General features: G+C 59.5%; 13 protein-coding genes. 4 read left to right on the top strand and 9 right to left on the bottom strand.

Annotated elements, in window-relative coordinates; translation table 11 throughout:
- The first annotated feature begins 24 nt into the window (after window positions 1-24).
- The 3 genes from ACOYO3_RS02625 to ACOYO3_RS02615 all read left to right on the top strand — a co-directional run bounded on the left by ACOYO3_RS02625 (window position 25) and on the right by ACOYO3_RS02615 (window position 3,838).
- Window positions 25-282, top strand: coding sequence for a hypothetical protein (locus ACOYO3_RS02625; protein ID WP_002525157.1), 258 nt, complete (start codon window positions 25-27; stop codon window positions 280-282).
- Window positions 279-1,967, top strand: coding sequence for a bifunctional metallophosphatase/5'-nucleotidase (locus ACOYO3_RS02620; RefSeq protein WP_002525158.1), 1,689 nt, complete (start codon window positions 279-281; stop codon window positions 1,965-1,967). The genes ACOYO3_RS02625 and ACOYO3_RS02620 overlap by 4 nt, the downstream gene beginning before the upstream one ends.
- A gap of 77 nt (window positions 1,968-2,044) precedes the next feature.
- The gene (locus ACOYO3_RS02615) at window positions 2,045-3,838 is read left to right on the top strand and encodes an alpha/beta hydrolase (protein WP_002516036.1); all 1,794 of its coding nucleotides are present in this window, start codon (window positions 2,045-2,047) and stop codon (window positions 3,836-3,838) included.
- A gap of 123 nt (window positions 3,839-3,961) precedes the next feature.
- Here the strand turns inward: ACOYO3_RS02615 and tuf are convergent, their stop codons facing one another.
- Window positions 3,962-5,155 carry an elongation factor Tu gene (gene tuf, locus ACOYO3_RS02610; protein WP_002514878.1) on the bottom strand — a complete coding sequence of 398 codons (1,194 nt, stop codon included), beginning with the start codon at window positions 5,153-5,155 and terminating at the stop codon, window positions 3,962-3,964.
- Between tuf and ACOYO3_RS02605 the strand changes: the two genes are divergently transcribed.
- On the top strand, window positions 5,120-5,530 hold the full coding sequence (locus ACOYO3_RS02605; protein WP_427305749.1) for a hypothetical protein: 411 nt from the start codon (window positions 5,120-5,122) through the stop codon (window positions 5,528-5,530). The two genes, tuf and ACOYO3_RS02605, sit on opposite strands and share 36 nt — an antisense overlap.
- Here the strand turns inward: ACOYO3_RS02605 and ACOYO3_RS02600 are convergent.
- From ACOYO3_RS02600 to ACOYO3_RS02565, 8 genes are all read right to left on the bottom strand, one after another.
- Entirely contained in the window at window positions 5,467-7,287 is a 1,821-nt protein-coding gene (locus ACOYO3_RS02600) for a hypothetical protein (RefSeq protein WP_427305913.1), read from the bottom strand. The two genes, ACOYO3_RS02605 and ACOYO3_RS02600, sit on opposite strands and share 64 nt — an antisense overlap.
- 35 nt (window positions 7,288-7,322) lie before the next feature.
- Window positions 7,323-8,279, bottom strand: a complete 957-nt coding sequence (locus tag ACOYO3_RS02595; protein WP_002519655.1) for a hypothetical protein — start codon at window positions 8,277-8,279, stop codon at window positions 7,323-7,325.
- A 637-nt stretch (window positions 8,280-8,916) separates the two neighbouring features.
- Window positions 8,917-11,010, bottom strand: coding sequence for an elongation factor G (gene fusA, locus ACOYO3_RS02590; RefSeq protein WP_002525160.1), 2,094 nt, complete (start codon window positions 11,008-11,010; stop codon window positions 8,917-8,919).
- A gap of 132 nt (window positions 11,011-11,142) precedes the next feature.
- Entirely contained in the window at window positions 11,143-11,613 is a 471-nt protein-coding gene (rpsG, locus tag ACOYO3_RS02585; protein WP_002514883.1) for a 30S ribosomal protein S7, read from the bottom strand.
- A 3-nt stretch (window positions 11,614-11,616) separates the two neighbouring features.
- Window positions 11,617-11,988 (bottom strand): 30S ribosomal protein S12, encoded by a 372-nt coding sequence (gene rpsL, locus ACOYO3_RS02580; protein WP_002514884.1) that lies wholly within the window; start codon window positions 11,986-11,988, stop codon window positions 11,617-11,619.
- A gap of 314 nt (window positions 11,989-12,302) precedes the next feature.
- Window positions 12,303-12,833 (bottom strand): hypothetical protein, encoded by a 531-nt coding sequence (locus tag ACOYO3_RS02575; protein WP_002515948.1) that lies wholly within the window; start codon window positions 12,831-12,833, stop codon window positions 12,303-12,305.
- Between the two features lie 152 nt (window positions 12,834-12,985).
- Entirely contained in the window at window positions 12,986-13,912 is a 927-nt protein-coding gene (locus tag ACOYO3_RS02570; protein ID WP_002525161.1) for a hypothetical protein, read from the bottom strand.
- 277 nt (window positions 13,913-14,189) lie between these two features.
- A complete protein-coding gene (locus ACOYO3_RS02565) occupies window positions 14,190-15,713 on the bottom strand; it encodes a choice-of-anchor M domain-containing protein (protein WP_002515977.1) in 1,524 nt (507 codons plus the stop codon).
- Window positions 15,714-15,775 lie beyond the last annotated feature (62 nt).

Genomic DNA, 15,775 nt, shown 5'->3' with positions numbered 1-15,775 from the left:
CAACCCGTTGGAAGGACACCATCTATGCATGACAACCCCCTTGGTACGAGCCTGTCGCGCCGCGCCCTGTTGGCCGGCTCGCTGGGAGCTGGACTCGCCATGACAGCAGTTGACCGCTCCTTCGCATCACCGATCCCCACAGTTTCAGACTCCACGCTCAGCACGGCGGCGCTCACAGTGTTGGCGACGACCGATATCCACGGTCATGTCTTCGACTGGGATTACTTCGCTGACGCTGCCTTTCCGCCTTCGGGGAGCGTTCCTCGGCTCCCTTGGGTGTGAGCCGCGTGGCCACGATCGCGAAACAGGTCCGCGCAGAGCAGGGCGCCGACTCCGTCGTCATGCTCGACAACGGCGACACCATCCAGGGCACCCCGCTGACGTACCTTTCAGCGAAGCAACCCGACAAGCTCGGTCACGATGAGGTCATGGCTCGCGCCTTCAACCTGGTGGGTTATGACGCTGCAAATATCGGCAATCACGAGTTCAATTACGGGATCGCAGAATTGTTCCGCTACCACAACGACCTCAAAGCCCCGCTGCTATGCGCCAACGTCATTGATGTCAAGACCGGCAAGCCCCTCACCCAGGGCAGCCTCATGCTGACCAAAAACGTTGCCGGTCACGAGGTGAAGGTTGGCATAGTCGCGGTCACTACCCCCGGCTCAATGGTGTGGGACAAGGCAAATCTGGTCGGCAAGGTCGATATCGCTGATCCAGTCAAGACCGCCGCTCGATACTCAGTACGTCTTCGCAAAGATGGTGCCGACGTCGTCGTCGTGCTCGTTCATGCCGGGCTCTCCGAAGTTCAGGCTGCCCCGGTTTACCACGGGCTGCCCGAGAATAACGCCACCGTGTTGGCAAAGTCCGTTCCCGAGGTTGACCTGGTTGTCATCGGTCACACCCATCAGGATGACCCCGTTGAGATTGTTGACGGCATCTCAGGGCACAAGGTCGTCATCACTCAGCCCGACTACTGGGCTCGTTCGGTATCTCAAGTGACGATTCCGCTGAACTTCTCCGCCACCAAGGCCACGATCCGCCACGATCAGATCACGGTCAGGCCGCGTTACACCCGCGATGTTGAGGAGGACACAGAGTTCGCCTCCGACTCCCAACTACAGACCGACCACAAGGCCACCGTCAGGTACGTCAACTCAGTTGTTGCCACCTCGACGGAGACGCTGACAACTGAGCGTTCGATGGTCGAAGACACCCCGATCCTCGACTTCATCGGCAAGGTCGAGGCCGACACCGTTGCCAAGGCGATCAAGGGCGGCACATATAACGGCATCCCGGTCATCGCCCAGGTGTCACCGTTCTCCCGCACTGCGGCCTTCCCGAAAGGTGACGTCAAGATCAAGGACATCGCCGGGCTGTACGTCTTTGACAACACGTTGGCCGGAATCCTGCTTACCGGTAAGCAGCTCAAGGACTACCTGGAGTACTCCGCGAAGTACTTCAAGCAGGTCAAGAAAGGGGCCGCCGTCAATCCGGCTCCGGCCAGCGAAGGCGGCGACACTCAGGCCGATTACCAGGGCAAGCCGGTATGGGATTACAACTATGACGCCGTTACTGGGGTCACGTACTCCATCGATATTTCCCGGCCGGTCGGCGCGCGTATCCTGGGCTTGTCGTGGCAGGGTAGGCCGGTCGCTCATGACCAGAGGTTCGTGCTGGCCATCAATAACTATCGCATGAGCGGTAGCGGGGATTACCCGCACGTGACCGAAGCTCCAGTCGTCTGGGACGAGATCCTCGAGATTCGCCAGCTACTCATCGATACTGCCATGGCAATGAAGACGATCGATCCGAAGGACTTTTTCGATCGCAACTGGTTCCTCACCACGACCGGCGAGACATGGCCAAGCAGCGGCAAGCCAGGTGACGGCGGCACATCTGGTGGGTCCCAACCGGGATCTGGCTCTCCCAATCATCCGACAACCCTGCCCGGCACTGGCGTCTGACTACGTGTGAACATTGTTAAGCCTCGGCCCACCTCAAAGGTAGGCCGAGGCTCTTCTTATCCGGGCAACGTGGAAGAGTGCGATCATGGCAGGTAAAGACCGCACGTCGTCGATACTGGAAGGATGTAGCGCTGACTACCCAAATCGTCCCGTGGGTTCCTAAGCATGGGTACCCGGCTCGGCTGGCCAACCGGAGTTGGCCGGCGAAAGTACTGCGCCGTGCCAGCATCGTTGGCCTCATCTTTGCCCTGTTCGGTCTATGGACGGCTTTAACGCCCTCACTGGTTCCCCGGACGTGGTGGATGGTTGCGGTCAATGTGTGGTTATCAACACTCTTTGCATACGGGATCGGCGGATTCATTGGCCGAATCTCGCGATGGTTAGCAGAGATCACTCGGTTACATGTGACAGTGTCGACCAGCGCCGTGCGAGGGATTCGACGTAGTTGGTATGCAATCCTCACCCTTATATCGCTCGGAATGTTCATATGGTGCACCCGACAGCAACGTTCTGTATCCGACGCTGTCGGGCTGCCACGTAAGGTGTGGTTCGCGCAGACGGTCGGGGTATTGACGGGCCTCGTCTTCTTCGTCACAACAGTGCTACTTATGCGTTTCATCGCTCACGGCATCCGAACTCTGTACACCGGTGTGCACCGTTTCATCGCCCAGCCAGTTCTCGCCGTCGTTGTCGTTGCTTTAAGCGTGGCTTTACTGCTCTGGGCGACCAATAACGTCATCGTGAGAACCACCGCCAACGGCGTCGCCCATGTCATGGCACAGACGAATGCCCAAACAGCAGCCGGACGCACCCCGCCGACGTCTCCCCTGAGGTCTGGCTCCCCGGCTTCCCTCCAGACCTGGGACGGACTGGGCCGAGAAGGCAAAGACGTCGTCACCGACGGGCCGAGCGCCGCCATGATCAGCGATGTCATGGGGAAACCGGCGAAGGAGCCAATCCGGGTATATGCCGGACTCAATGCCCAACGTGATTACACCGCGGAGGCTCGTGGCGTGCTCGCTGAGCTCATTCGCACCGGAGCGTTTCACCGTAAGGTGCTCGTCATTCAGAACGGCACGGGTTCCGGCTGGGTGGAGGAATGGTCAGTGTCTGCGGTCGAATATTTGACCCGCGGCGACTGCGCCACCGCCACCATGCAGTACTCGTACTTAGGCAGCGTCGGGGCCTTCCTCCTTGACCGCGAATCACCAAAGCAGGGAGCCCGAGCACTGTTCACCATCATCTATAACTACTGGAAGACACTTGATCCGCAGACTCGTCCCAAGCTCTACACCAGCGGGGTATCTCTGGGGTCCTTCGGAGGGCAGGCAGCCTTTGCGTCGATCAATGACATGGTGTCGAAGGTCGATGGCGCTGTGTGGGTGGGCACGCCCGGTTTCACACCAATTTGGAAGGACCTCGAAAAGCATCGACGGGAAGGGTCTCCCGAAATCGTCCCAGTGATTGGCAATGGCCGGGTTGTACGTTTCATAGGCAATCCACGCGAAATCACTCATGATCACTGGGGAGCCCCCTACCCACCCTGGCGTTCACACACCCGCATTGCCTATGTCCAGCATCCTTCAGACCCAGTGACGTGGTGGTCCCCTGAGATGATTTGGGCTGAACCCGACTGGATGCGCGAGAGAGCTGGCAACGACGTCAATCCCCACATTCTGTGGACACCGTGGTCAAGTTTTTGGCAGGTAACCGCCGACATGACCCTAGCGACGACCCCACCAGGCGGCCACGGTCACAATTACCACAGCGAGTTCATCCCCATCTGGGCTGCTGTGTTGGGGATTTCCTGCGACGACAACACCGTGGCCGCGGTCGCCAAGGCAATTCCTAAGACGTCAGCCCCTCGGTAACAGGCGGGGGCTACCCGGATGTACTTTGCTGCCTATTGCCAAGTAAGCAGAATTTATCTGTATTCACATGCGACGAGGCCCGTTCCCCTAGGGGAACGGGCCTCGTGAAAAGCTCAGATCACATCACTTGATGATCTTGGTGACTCGACCAGCACCGACGGTGCGGCCGCCCTCACGGATAGCGAACTTGAGCTGATCCTCCATGGCAACCGGGTGAATCAGGTGCACAGTCATGTCGGTGTTGTCGCCAGGCATGACCATCTCGGTGCCCTCGGGGAGCTCAACAGTGCCAGTCACGTCCGTGGTACGGAAGTAGAACTGGGGGCTGTAGTGGGAGAAGAACGGCTTGTGGCGGCCACCCTCATCCTTCTTGAGGACGTAGACCTGGCCCTCGAAGTCGGTGTGGGGGGTGGTGGAACCAGGCTTGGAGAGGACCATGCCGCGAACGACATCCTCCTTCTTGGTGCCACGGAGCAGAACGCCGACGTTCTCACCAGCGCGGCCCTCGTCGAGGATCTTGCGGAACATCTCGACACCGGTAACGGTGGTCTTCTGGGTCTTCTCGTGGATACCGACGATCTCGACCTCTTCGCCAGTCTTGACGACGCCGCGCTCGACACGACCGGTGACAACGGTGCCACGGCCGGTGATGGTGAAGACGTCCTCGATCGGCATAAGGAAGGGCTTGTCGAGATCGCGCTCAGGCTGCGGGATGTACTCGTCCACGGCGTCCATGAGGTCGAGGATCGACTGGGTCCACTTCTCATCACCCTGGAGGGCCTGGAAGGCGGAGATGCGAACGACAGGGCAGTTGTCGCCGTCGAACTCCTGCGAGGTCAGCAGCTCGCGGACCTCCATCTCGACGAGCTCAATGAGCTCCTCATCGTCAACCATGTCGCACTTGTTGAGGGCGACGACGATGGCGGGCACGCCCACCTGACGAGCGAGCAGAACGTGCTCGCGAGTCTGAGGCATCGGGCCGTCGGTAGCAGCAACCACGAGGATGGCGCCGTCCATCTGAGCAGCACCGGTGATCATGTTCTTGACGTAGTCAGCGTGCCCAGGGCAGTCGACGTGAGCGTAGTGACGCTTCTCGGTCTGGTACTCGATGTGAGCGATCGAAATGGTGATGCCGCGCTGACGCTCCTCGGGAGCCTTGTCGATCTGGTCGAACGGCGACTCCTCGTTCAGCTCCGGGTACTTGTCGTGCAGCACCTTGGAGATCGCCGCGGTGAGGGTCGTCTTGCCGTGGTCGATGTGTCCGATGGTGCCGATGTTGCAGTGCGGCTTGGTCCGCTCGAACTTGGCCTTTGCCACTGGGGCTCCTTCTGGAATGTCGCCCGCTTGTGCACGGGACGCGTCATGTGGATATTCCTGGGAGGTTCCCAGGAACGTTTCTGGACGGGCCCCCGACCAGAGGTCAGGGAACTTGTCTTATTATTCTGCACGCGCCCAGGGATAGTCAAACCAGGTTTTCCCCTCCTGCTGGCCGCAACGCGCCAGCCGCTGCCACGACTGCACGCCGGATCCATGACCCGACGCGCTACGTGGCAGCGGGCACCTCCATCGCTGGAGGAAAGGGCGCTTACTGCAGATCGTTTTCTGTCCACTGGCCACCGCCACTACGGTCAGGGGGGGTATCCGCCCGGCGACGGAGGCACCGGAGCGCCGGGCTGTGATGCCCATTGCTGATTCTGCGGTGTTTGACTCTGCGCAGGAATTCGGTACTGCCCGTTCTGAGCAGCCTGCTGACGCGCAGCCTCAGCACGCTTCTTACGCCATGCCCGAATAGCATCGAGCTTGAAGTAGGCCAGAACAGCAGCGGCGACAATGAGAACCCCGATAACGACCGCGGCAACGACAGGACCGGTCCGCAGGGTACTCGCACGGGTGCGGAACACCGTAGATTCGCCGGGTGTCCACGTCTTTTCGGAGCTGCCATCATCGAACTTGCCGTGATCGGTGATGATCTTTATTTCGCCTCTCGGCATCCAGTCCAGGGGGGTGATCACGATCATCCAGTGGTTCTTGAACGTCGTCGGCTTCAGTTCGTTCTCTACGACCAGGGGAGAATCGCTCCCCGAGTACTTCTTACTGAAGGTGAGCGCGTCGTCGGCGCTCCCCCTGACCGTGTACTGGGTGGTGCTCTTGTCGGATTTTTGCTCGACCGACCAGTTCCTGACACCCCGGAGCAGTTTTTTGACCTCCTCCTTGTTGTCCCCCAGGACAGCATTGTCGAAGGTCAGATTGGCCTCGTACGAGACCTCTTTCCCCGGGTTAAGGTGTATCGCTGTACTGGTCTTCTTGGTCTCCAGCGGCACATCCAACGTCAAAGGCGCGTCGCCCCTGATGATCTGAGTGCTCGTCTGACCCTCGTCCGATGGCGCAGAAGAGTCCTCATCCACCCACTGCGAAGGGTGGGTGACCACCATCACCGGGTCCCCGGCGTCGCGGGAGCAGATAGCCGAGCAGGAGACCTGACTAGTCAAGGACAGCGGGATCACGAATGCCGCTGTTGCCCCACTGCTCGGGTCGCTCTGCTTCGCCTGTCCGGGGGAGATCTTCAAACTGCCAGACTTGTTGCCGAGAGCCTGAGCGACCCTCTTGTCGACCTCATCCAGAGAGCCGGCCTTGATGGTGACCTTCTTGCCCACTGGGTAGGTCGACGAGAGCCGTTGGCGCACATTCTCAGGCAGGTCGTCACTCTTCGCGTCGGCGGCCTCACCATTGCCATCCTTGGTGACCTGGTCTAGGAAAGCTTTGACCTTATTCTCCTTGTCAGCGCCCCAGGCCTGCTCGGAGAAGTACCAGACAACGGCACCGACGTCCTTCATGCTCTTGAAATTCAGCTGAACGACAACCTGGTCGAAACCGTTGTCAGCCACGTGCTCGATGTCCAGCGGCGTCTGCGAGGTGAAGTTCTTGCCTCCGATCGTCAACGTCATGTTGTTCTCGGAGTCGAGGACGTTCCCAACGTTGCCGGAATCGACGATTCCGTCCTGTTCCAAACCGTCCGGCAACCACTCAAGAAGGTCATGGGACGTGAAGTTCTCCTTGCCGACGACTCCGTTAACCAACGGGGTGTTGATGTTCTGGATGTCAGAAGTCGGATCCTTGGAGCCGCCAATGATGGCACGCACCTTGGTGAGGTAGTCCTGGGGACTAGAAAAGTCGAGCTGGAAGGAGGCAACCATCGACTTTCCCTGCATGTGCAAGCCGTTGTACGTCAGCTGCGAGGGAACATGCTTCTTGATACTTGCGTCATAGACGCTCAATGGCTTGGCAAACATCTGCTTGGCTTCGTCGGAATCGTCATTGGTGAAGGTCACCGTCAAGCTCCGGGAACCCGAACCATCGTCGTTGACCTTGAGCGTTGTACCTATGACAGCACCGCACCCCGACAACACGAAGGCCATCGCCACGCACAGTGCCACGATGCCACGTCGCATTGGCGCGCTAAGACGCCGCTCGCTCACCGTCGGACTCATGACATGATCCCCCTGCCGACCGTGCCGCAGAGCAACCAGAGTACGGCAACCACTACCGCGTAAAAGCCAGTCCCAATGACGTGCGGGACGAGCGGGAAACGAGAATATGGGGGGAATCCTCCGGTCTTGTTCACACCAGTGTAGAGAAGTAACTCACCAAGGAACTGGCACATCGCGCCGAGCGCCCCCAGCATTACAAGCCCTACCAGGACCAGTGCCCCGGAGGGCACAAACCACAGGACACTGACGACTGCGACGACGAAGGTGGAGGACAGGGTCGCAACCGAGTTGACGGTATAGGCAACCTCCCAAGTCTGCCTGGACTGACGCCACGCGTATACCATCTTGATGAAGAGCGGACGTACAGCGAACACCACGGCGACGGCCAGGAACATGGTTATGAACGCCTTCAACCATGCACTGAAGTCGAATCCGGTGATCTCATAACTCTGATTGGGGTCGTCCATACCGAACCAACCAAGGAAGCTGTGAGTAACGTGGTTGGCGCCGTTGTCAATGGAGGACATCACCCGCCACAGCAAGTTGGCATAGGCTAACCCGGCAAACCCAGCCTGAGCAAGACCAGTCCAGAGCCAGAACTTCCGGGAGGCCATGGACAGATCAAACGCTTCTAGGACATCACCTCTCCAGATCCGACGGAACACTCCCCACGCGTCAGCGAACCAGTTACTAGACGGTTGTACCGCGAGCGCCCCCTGATACGGCTGCTGCATCATCGGCGCTTGACCAGCGGCGGGCATGGTCGGCAGGGGCTGCGTGATGGTGTACCCGCCCTGCTGCGGACTCGTCTGGTAAGGGCCCGGGTGCCCAGGGTTCGGCGCCATGCCGGGCTGGACGCCAGAACGCTGGCCCGGAGCCTGCGCCGGGTAGGCAGGTGCCGTGCCAGGTTGGGGCACGCTCTGCTGCCCAGGCTGGACACCCGGATGACCCATCTGCTGCCCGGGCTGAGGACCTGGACCGTAGGGACCGGAATGGCCCTGGGGCTGCCACCCACTCTGCCAGCCTGGTCGAGGGCCATTGAGCTGATCAGGGCGAGGGCTGCCCTGGGGGCCCGTGAATCCCCCAGACTGGTGGGGCTGATTCGGGAGTGGCGGATTCGGCGGCATCGTCTGCGGCTGTCTCTGAGGCTCTCCGCCCACACTCGCCGGACCTGCAGCAGGCTGTCCGAAGCCCCCGTCGGGACGCCCGGGCTGGTCTGCCGGACCAGTGCCGCGACCATCAGCGAGAATCTCCGGCCCCGAGGATGGTTGCGGTGTCGGTGTCGGCGCTGGACGGATCACCGTCTGCGAAGGATCAATGGAATCGTAGGCGTTGTTGGATTGGTTACTAGTGGAAAGCTGATCGTGTTGTTCCTTGTCGTGACCGGATTCATCCGTCATGGAGGTCCCCTTAGTTCATGACAGGGGATTTGAATTCGTCAATCCTCGGCTCGTAATGTCAAATTCCGGCAAAAGTATAACCCTATCCGAGTCAGGTGATTACATGCGTATGCCTTGCTTGGGCTTCATGAACGTTTTGGCCCGGCCCCACATTGTGGGGCCGGGCCAAAACGTTCATGAAAAAGTGAGCTTACTTGCCTCCGTTGGCCTTGGCGATGATCTCGTCAGCAACAGACGACGGGCACTCGCCATAGGAATCAAACTCCATGGAGTATGAAGCCTGTCCGGAGGTCTTTGAGCGCAAGTCACCGACGTATCCAAACATCTCGGACAACGGAACCAAAGCGCGTACGACCTTGTTTCCGTGCTCCTCAACCATCTCTTGGATCTGACCGCGGCGGGAGTTGAGGTCGCCGATGACAGTACCGAGGTAATCCTCAGGAGTCGTCACCTCAACAGCCATCAATGGCTCGAGCAGACCCGGGTTAGCCTTGCGAGCGGCCTCCTTGAAAGCCATCGAGCCGGCGATCTTAAACGCCATCTCGGAGGAGTCGACCTCGTGGTAAGCACCATCGAGCAAGGTAACCTTGACGTCCTCGACCGGGTAGCCAGCGAGGACACCGAACTGCATAGACTCCTGAACACCGGCATCAACCGAGGGGATGTACTCCTTGGGGATACGGCCACCGGTAACGGCGTTGACAAACTCATAGCCGAACCCGGGCTCTTTCGGCTCGATCGCGATGATGACGCGGGCGAACTGCCCGGAACCGCCGGTCTGCTTCTTGTGTGTGTACTCGTACTTCTCGACAGGCTTGCGCAGGGTTTCGCGGTAGGCGACCTGCGGCTTGCCGATATTTGCTTCGACGTGGAACTCGCGCTTCATACGGTCGATGAAGACATCCAGGTGGAGCTCGCCCATACCGGCAACAATGGTCTGACCGGTTTCCTCGTCAGTGTGGACGCGGAAGGTCGGGTCCTCCTCGACGAGACGCTGGATAGCGTTCGAGAGTTTCTCCTGATCCGCCTTCGACTTCGGCTCGATAGCCTGCTCGATCACGGGGGCCGGGAAGGTCATCGACTCCAGGATGATGGGGTTCGTCTGGTCACACAGGGTCTCGCCGGTGGTGGTGTCCTTGAGGCCCATGACCGCGCAGATCATACCAGCCCCAATGCTCTCGATCTCCTCGCGCTTATTGGCGTGCATCTGGTAGATCTTGCCGATGCGCTCCTTCTTGCCCTTGGTGGCGTTGAGCACCTGGTCGCCAGCATGGAGAACGCCGGAGTAGACGCGCACAAAGGTCAGCTTGCCCAAGTGCGGGTCAGAGGCAATCTTGAAGGCCAGAATCGACAGCGGCTCGTCATCACATGGGCGACGCTCAAGCTCGACGGACTCGTCACCGGGCTTGAAACCGGAGATGGCGGGAACGTCAGTCGGGGATGGCAGGTAATCGACGATGGCGTCGAGTAGCGGCTGCACACCCTTGTTCTTGAAGGAGGTACCACAGGTGACAGCGGTGAAGGCGGAAGCCAACACACCGCGACGGATGGCGGCCTTGACCTGATCGACGGTCACGGCATCGGGGTCCTCGAGGTAGAGCTCCATGAACTCTTCGTCGTTCTCAGCGACAGTCTCGAGCATCTCGGCTCGGGCGGCCTTGGCCTCGTCCTTCATGTCGGCCGGAATATCCTCGGTCTCGTAATGAGCACCGAGTTCAGTCTCGCCACGCCACGTCTTGGCATTCATCTCGACCAGGTCGACGATGCCCATGAACTGGTCCTCGGCACCGATCGGCAACTGCAGCAGGACCGGGATAGCGTGCAGACGCTCCTTAATGGTTTTGACGCAGTGGTCGAAAGAAGCGCCGGTGCGGTCCAGCTTATTGATGTAGCAGATACGCGGCACGCCGTACTTAGCGGCCTGACGCCACACAGTCATCGACTGCGGCTCGACGCCCGCCACACCGTCGAATACGGCAACAGCACCGTCGAGGACACGCAGGGAACGCTCCACCTCGACGGTGAAGTCCACGTGCCCGGGGGTGTCAATGATGTTGATCTGGGTGTCATGCCAGAAGGTGGTGGTCGCGGCGGAGGTAATGGTAATGCCGCGCTCCTGCTCCTGCTCCATCCAGTCCATGGTGGCGGCACCGTCGTGGACCTCACCGATCTTGTAGGACTTGCCGGTGTAGTAAAGGATGCGCTCGGTCGTCGTCGTCTTGCCGGCATCGATGTGGGCCATGATGCCGATGTTGCGAACCTTGCTCAGGTCAGTTTTGGCCACTGTGTTTGACCTCGAATCTTGGAGTAAGTGGTCTTCGTATGATGCTCGACGCAGATGAACCTGTGGTGAACCGCAGGTTTTCTGGGCTGGACGTGATGGTGCCCCCTCCCCGGACGGGAAGGGGGCGAACGATCACCAGCGGTAGTGGGCGAAGGCGCGGTTGGCCTCAGCCATCTTGTGAGTGTCCTCACGGCGCTTCACCGAAGCGCCCAAGCCGTTGGAGGCGTCGAGGATCTCGTTCATGAGGCGCTCAGCCATGGTCTTCTCACGACGCTCGCGGGAGAAATTCACCAGCCAACGCATCGCCAGAGTGGTCTGACGGGCAGGCTTGACCTCGACCGGCACCTGGTAGGTGGCACCGCCGACGCGACGAGACTTGACCTCCAGCGAGGGCTTGATGTTGTCGAGCGCGCGCTTGAGAGTCTGTACCGGATCAGTGTTGTTCTTGGCCCGGCAACCCTCCAGAGCGGTGTAGACGATGTTCTGGGCGACAGTCTTCTTGCCGTCGAGAAGGATCTTGCTCACAAGCTGGGAAACGAGAGGAGATCCATAGACGGGATCGACCATCACTGGGCGCTTCGGCGCGGGTCCCTTACGAGGCATGAATCACTTCTCCTTCTTGGCGCCGTAACGGCTACGGGCCTGCTTGCGACCCTTAACACCCTGGGTGTCGAGGGAGCCGCGGACAATCTTGTAACGCACACCCGGGAGGTCCTTCACACGACCGCCACGCACAAGCACCATGGAGTGCTCCTGGAGGTTGTGTCCGACACCGGGAATATAGGCCGTGACCTCAATGCCCGACGAGAGGCGCACACGGGCGACCTTTCGCAGCGCCGAGTTCGGCTTCTTCGGCGTCGTGGTGTACACGCGGGTGCACACGCCACGACGCTGCGGCGAGCCCTTGAGGGCAGGCGTCTTGTTCTTGCTGATCTTGTCAGTGCGGCCCTTGCGGACCAGCTGCTGGATTGTAGGCACCGGCTGGTATCTCTTTCCGTCTGGTGGGTTCGGAATTCCCTGGCTTCGCACTCCGCCATCGCTGCGTCGGGATCACCGCTGCCCTCGCTGCAGATTGGGAGTGCCGTGCGAACTCCGCACGGGCAAACCTTCTCGCAGCAACTCGAGCGGTCGTGAATCGCCATGCCAGGGCACGCACAAGCGTCCGGACGAACCGGACATGCCTTAACAGGGTATCCCCCTGCATTGCGAGGGTCAAACCTGACAACGCTACGACAAAGCACGCCAGGGAAACCCCGTAAGCACCGTCGGGTGAGAAACCACTACCGGTATTCTTAGGCGCCGGTCTGCGGAAGGGACATCGGACGGCCCGCGGGGGCACCCATGCCGCCCGCAGCAAGGAAGTTCCCCCGACCGTTAGCCCAGCCAGGGAGCGTACCGTTAACCTGAATACTGCCCCTGGCATGGAGCGACGGGAACACGATCGGCGGAATGCTCACCGCACCACCCTCAATCTTAGGAAGAATAATGGGGCGTCCGCTGATATCGGGCAGGGTGATTGTGCCGCCTTTAATGTCAGGAAGGGTTATCGTCCCACCCTTGATGGTCGGCAGAATGATAGGACCGGCGCTGATATCGGGAAGATAGATGGTGCCACCGTGGATTTCCGGAGGCACGATACCGTGATGGCGAGGTGACCAGGTGATTCCGCTTGATGGACGATTAGCCAGACGAGAATGCGCAGTTGCCTTGGACGTCGGCACTGGAATCGGGGCGCTCTCCGCTCGCGCATCTGGGGTCGTCACCGCGAAAACTGCCATTCCCAGGCACGCCGCGACCGCACCCGCCAGAACTGTTCGCTTCATACCGTCATCCCCTCGCAATACCAATGGTATCCTTATGCCTTCGAGTCTACGACATCAGGCGGATGGGCAACAATTCGATGTTGTCTCAGATAGTGAAGAACCCCGCGTCCTCAGACGCGGGGTTTCACAGACAAGAAGAGCAACTCAAACTGTCAGACACCAGTATGAGGCAGAGTACCTAACCCACCAGCGACACGCACAACACCCTGATCACTTCCATCAGTAACGACAGTGGCCGCCGACGTAGTAGCAGCACCCGGAACCGGCTTGACAGTAGCCTCACCGGAAGTCGGGGCCGGGGTCGGGGTAGGAGTCGGCTTCAGGGTAGGAGTCGGAGTCGGCGTGGGAGTAGGAGTCGGCGTCGGCTTAGGAGTGTCGCCACTCAGCAGGTAACCGGCCCCATGATGCAAATGCACACGAACCGTCCGAGCGGTGTTTCCATGATCAGTGAACGTCAAAGTGTAATCACCCACGGGAACATTGCCGGGGAAGGTGAAATCAGAGGTCTCGCTGGCCCACTGGTACCAGATCCTCTGCGAATCCAGCAGATCACCATAATCCTTGGTATCACCATCACGAACCAGCGATGCAGACAGCGTATCGCTAGAGTTAAAGCCCTTAGTGACCATCCGGACATACTCGTCGGCCGCCCACTTGGTGGGGTTCATGGTCGCCTTAGTGCTGTAGGACGTGAAAGAGGAACTGCCACTATCCGAAACGCGCTCACCAGAAACATTGGCACAGTACGCCCAAATGGTGTACGTGCCCGTGGAGGTCGGAGTGTAACTAACCCGCTGCTGTTCATCCTTCACAGTAGTCCACGTCTCCGGAGGCGCCGATTCACCCTTAGCGACACCCCATTTAATCTGCGACGCCCCATCCATATCGCACTTGTCAAGCCGGAAGTTGAGTGGCTTATTCACATCAACATGGTCGGGAGCGTCGATACCAAAATAGTCGGGCAGCGTTGCGTGGGCCGACGCAGCACCAGCGAACGGAGTAAGTGCAAGAGCCAGCCCAGTCAAGCTCGCCCCAATGACATGCTTCTTCACGATCGGAAACCTTTCAGTAAGCGCCATACAGCGCCGCAGACATTCTTCTGACAGCCACGGATCGGGCAACTGCGCTAGAAATACTGCCCCCCCCCCCCCCCGCGATTTTGTCAACATCATTCATAAAATAGGTAGCAGAACACAAATGCCCCACCCCAAAACCCCAACCCCCTCAAACAAACCTGACACCACGAACCACAGACAAGCCACACGACACACAGGCCCAGCCACCGCGAACACGGAGACCAGACCTGTCCGTACAGTGGTAGCTTGAGCTAGAAATGGCTGCGGCTTATGCGCCCGCTCAGATGCCCGTCTGCGGCAAACCAGTGATCGTCAGCTGTGGAGTCCTCGTGGCATCCCGGGAGACCGCACCAGAATCCATCGTCGGCATCGGCGTAAACGGCTCAGGAGCTGTCTTCTCATCCACCCTCTTGACAAGCTGGCGAGCACTGACCACCGCAGATGACTGACTACCGCTTCGGCCACCGACGACCCACGTGTACCTCACCGGCTCAGAGACAACGGCCTTGCCATCAATCACCTTGACCGGAACTCCCCTCAGACGGACCTTCATGGTGTAGGTACCCGGCTTCCCAAACAACCAGTTAGTGTGGACATGGCCCGGTTTCTTCTGCGAGATGAACTCCCCCGAGGCCAGCACCCATGAGCCAGACGCCAGCGGGGAACGTAGTTTACCGATCCCCTGCATGAACATGTACACCTTCCCCGGCCCCTTCACATCGACAAACTCGAGGTCAACAGCCCCGAAATCAGGTGCAACGCCATAGGTGTCCCAGCCCGGGAACAGTACCTCCTGTTGATTGTCGCCATTTTGGGCCAGAAGATACCCCTCGGGCGCGAAGCGGTCGTGCATGCTCTGGGGTAATTTCCGGTAGGCATTCTCCCCGACGCGCAATGTCACCGCCTCGGGTGCCCGGTAAATGGCCTGGCCACTGCGGTCATCCTTGATGACCATCGACAGCTTGCGGTTGCGGGCGATACCAGCGAAGACGTCAAGATGACCTTGGGTAATCTCGACCTTAGTGTCATCAATCTTCGGCGTTGCCGCGTCGTGGGGCGCACTGGACGGCTCTTCCGACGGATCGCGCAACGGCTCAGCGGAAGGCTCGTCCGAGTCGTCAGAAGCACCAGGCCGCTTGTCGTCGTCGGACTTCAGCACCTCCCACGACAGGGTGAACGGCTGCGACGAAACTTCCTTCCCGTCAATCTTCTTACCGACAGCAACCCCACTCATGGTGTATTTGCCGGCGCGAGTGAAAAACCAGTGGGCATGCTGATGACCCTTAATCGGCAATGAAGCCCCTTTGACAACCTGATATGTGTCACCGGCAAGGAAGGTGCCAAGCTTGCCGTTCTCGTCTGCCTCAGGTGAATTACCGACGAGGTACATCTTGCCTGGACCCGTGATCGAGGTGAAGTCAACGCGCAATGCGTCGAACCCATTCTTTGTGAAGCCCGGAGCATTCCAGCCAGGTTCAAACCATTCGGCGGTATTCTCACTGCCGGTGTAGTAGCCCTCAAGAAGTGACTCACTCAGCCCCGTGAGCCTGTACTGCCTGCCGTACGTGTCCGACTGGATTTGGAATTCGACCTCGTTTGGCTCATACATCCGCGAGTGGAGCCCATTGGCAACCTTGACGACGGGAACACCGCTGTCAGTGGTGATGTAAAAGGCGTCCGTGTGATTTTTACTCAAGACCACCTTTGCGTCCGTGGCCCATGACATCGGCGCAAACAGCGACGCAATCACGGTCATGAGGACGGCTAATAGCACCGGCCTTCGTAGGTTTTTCTTAGTCTGCATATCACTTCTTTCCAACGCGACGGGTGGTTCATAGACGGGCAGCCCAGGAGTCACCTACGCAT

It is taken from the genome of Cutibacterium sp. KBN10P07758 (genome assembly GCF_050286205.1).
GTDB lineage: Bacteria > Actinomycetota > Actinomycetes > Propionibacteriales > Propionibacteriaceae > Cutibacterium > Cutibacterium acnes.
The sequence above is the reverse complement of the archived record's forward strand: the minus strand, read 5'-3'. Positions and strand labels throughout refer to the sequence as shown.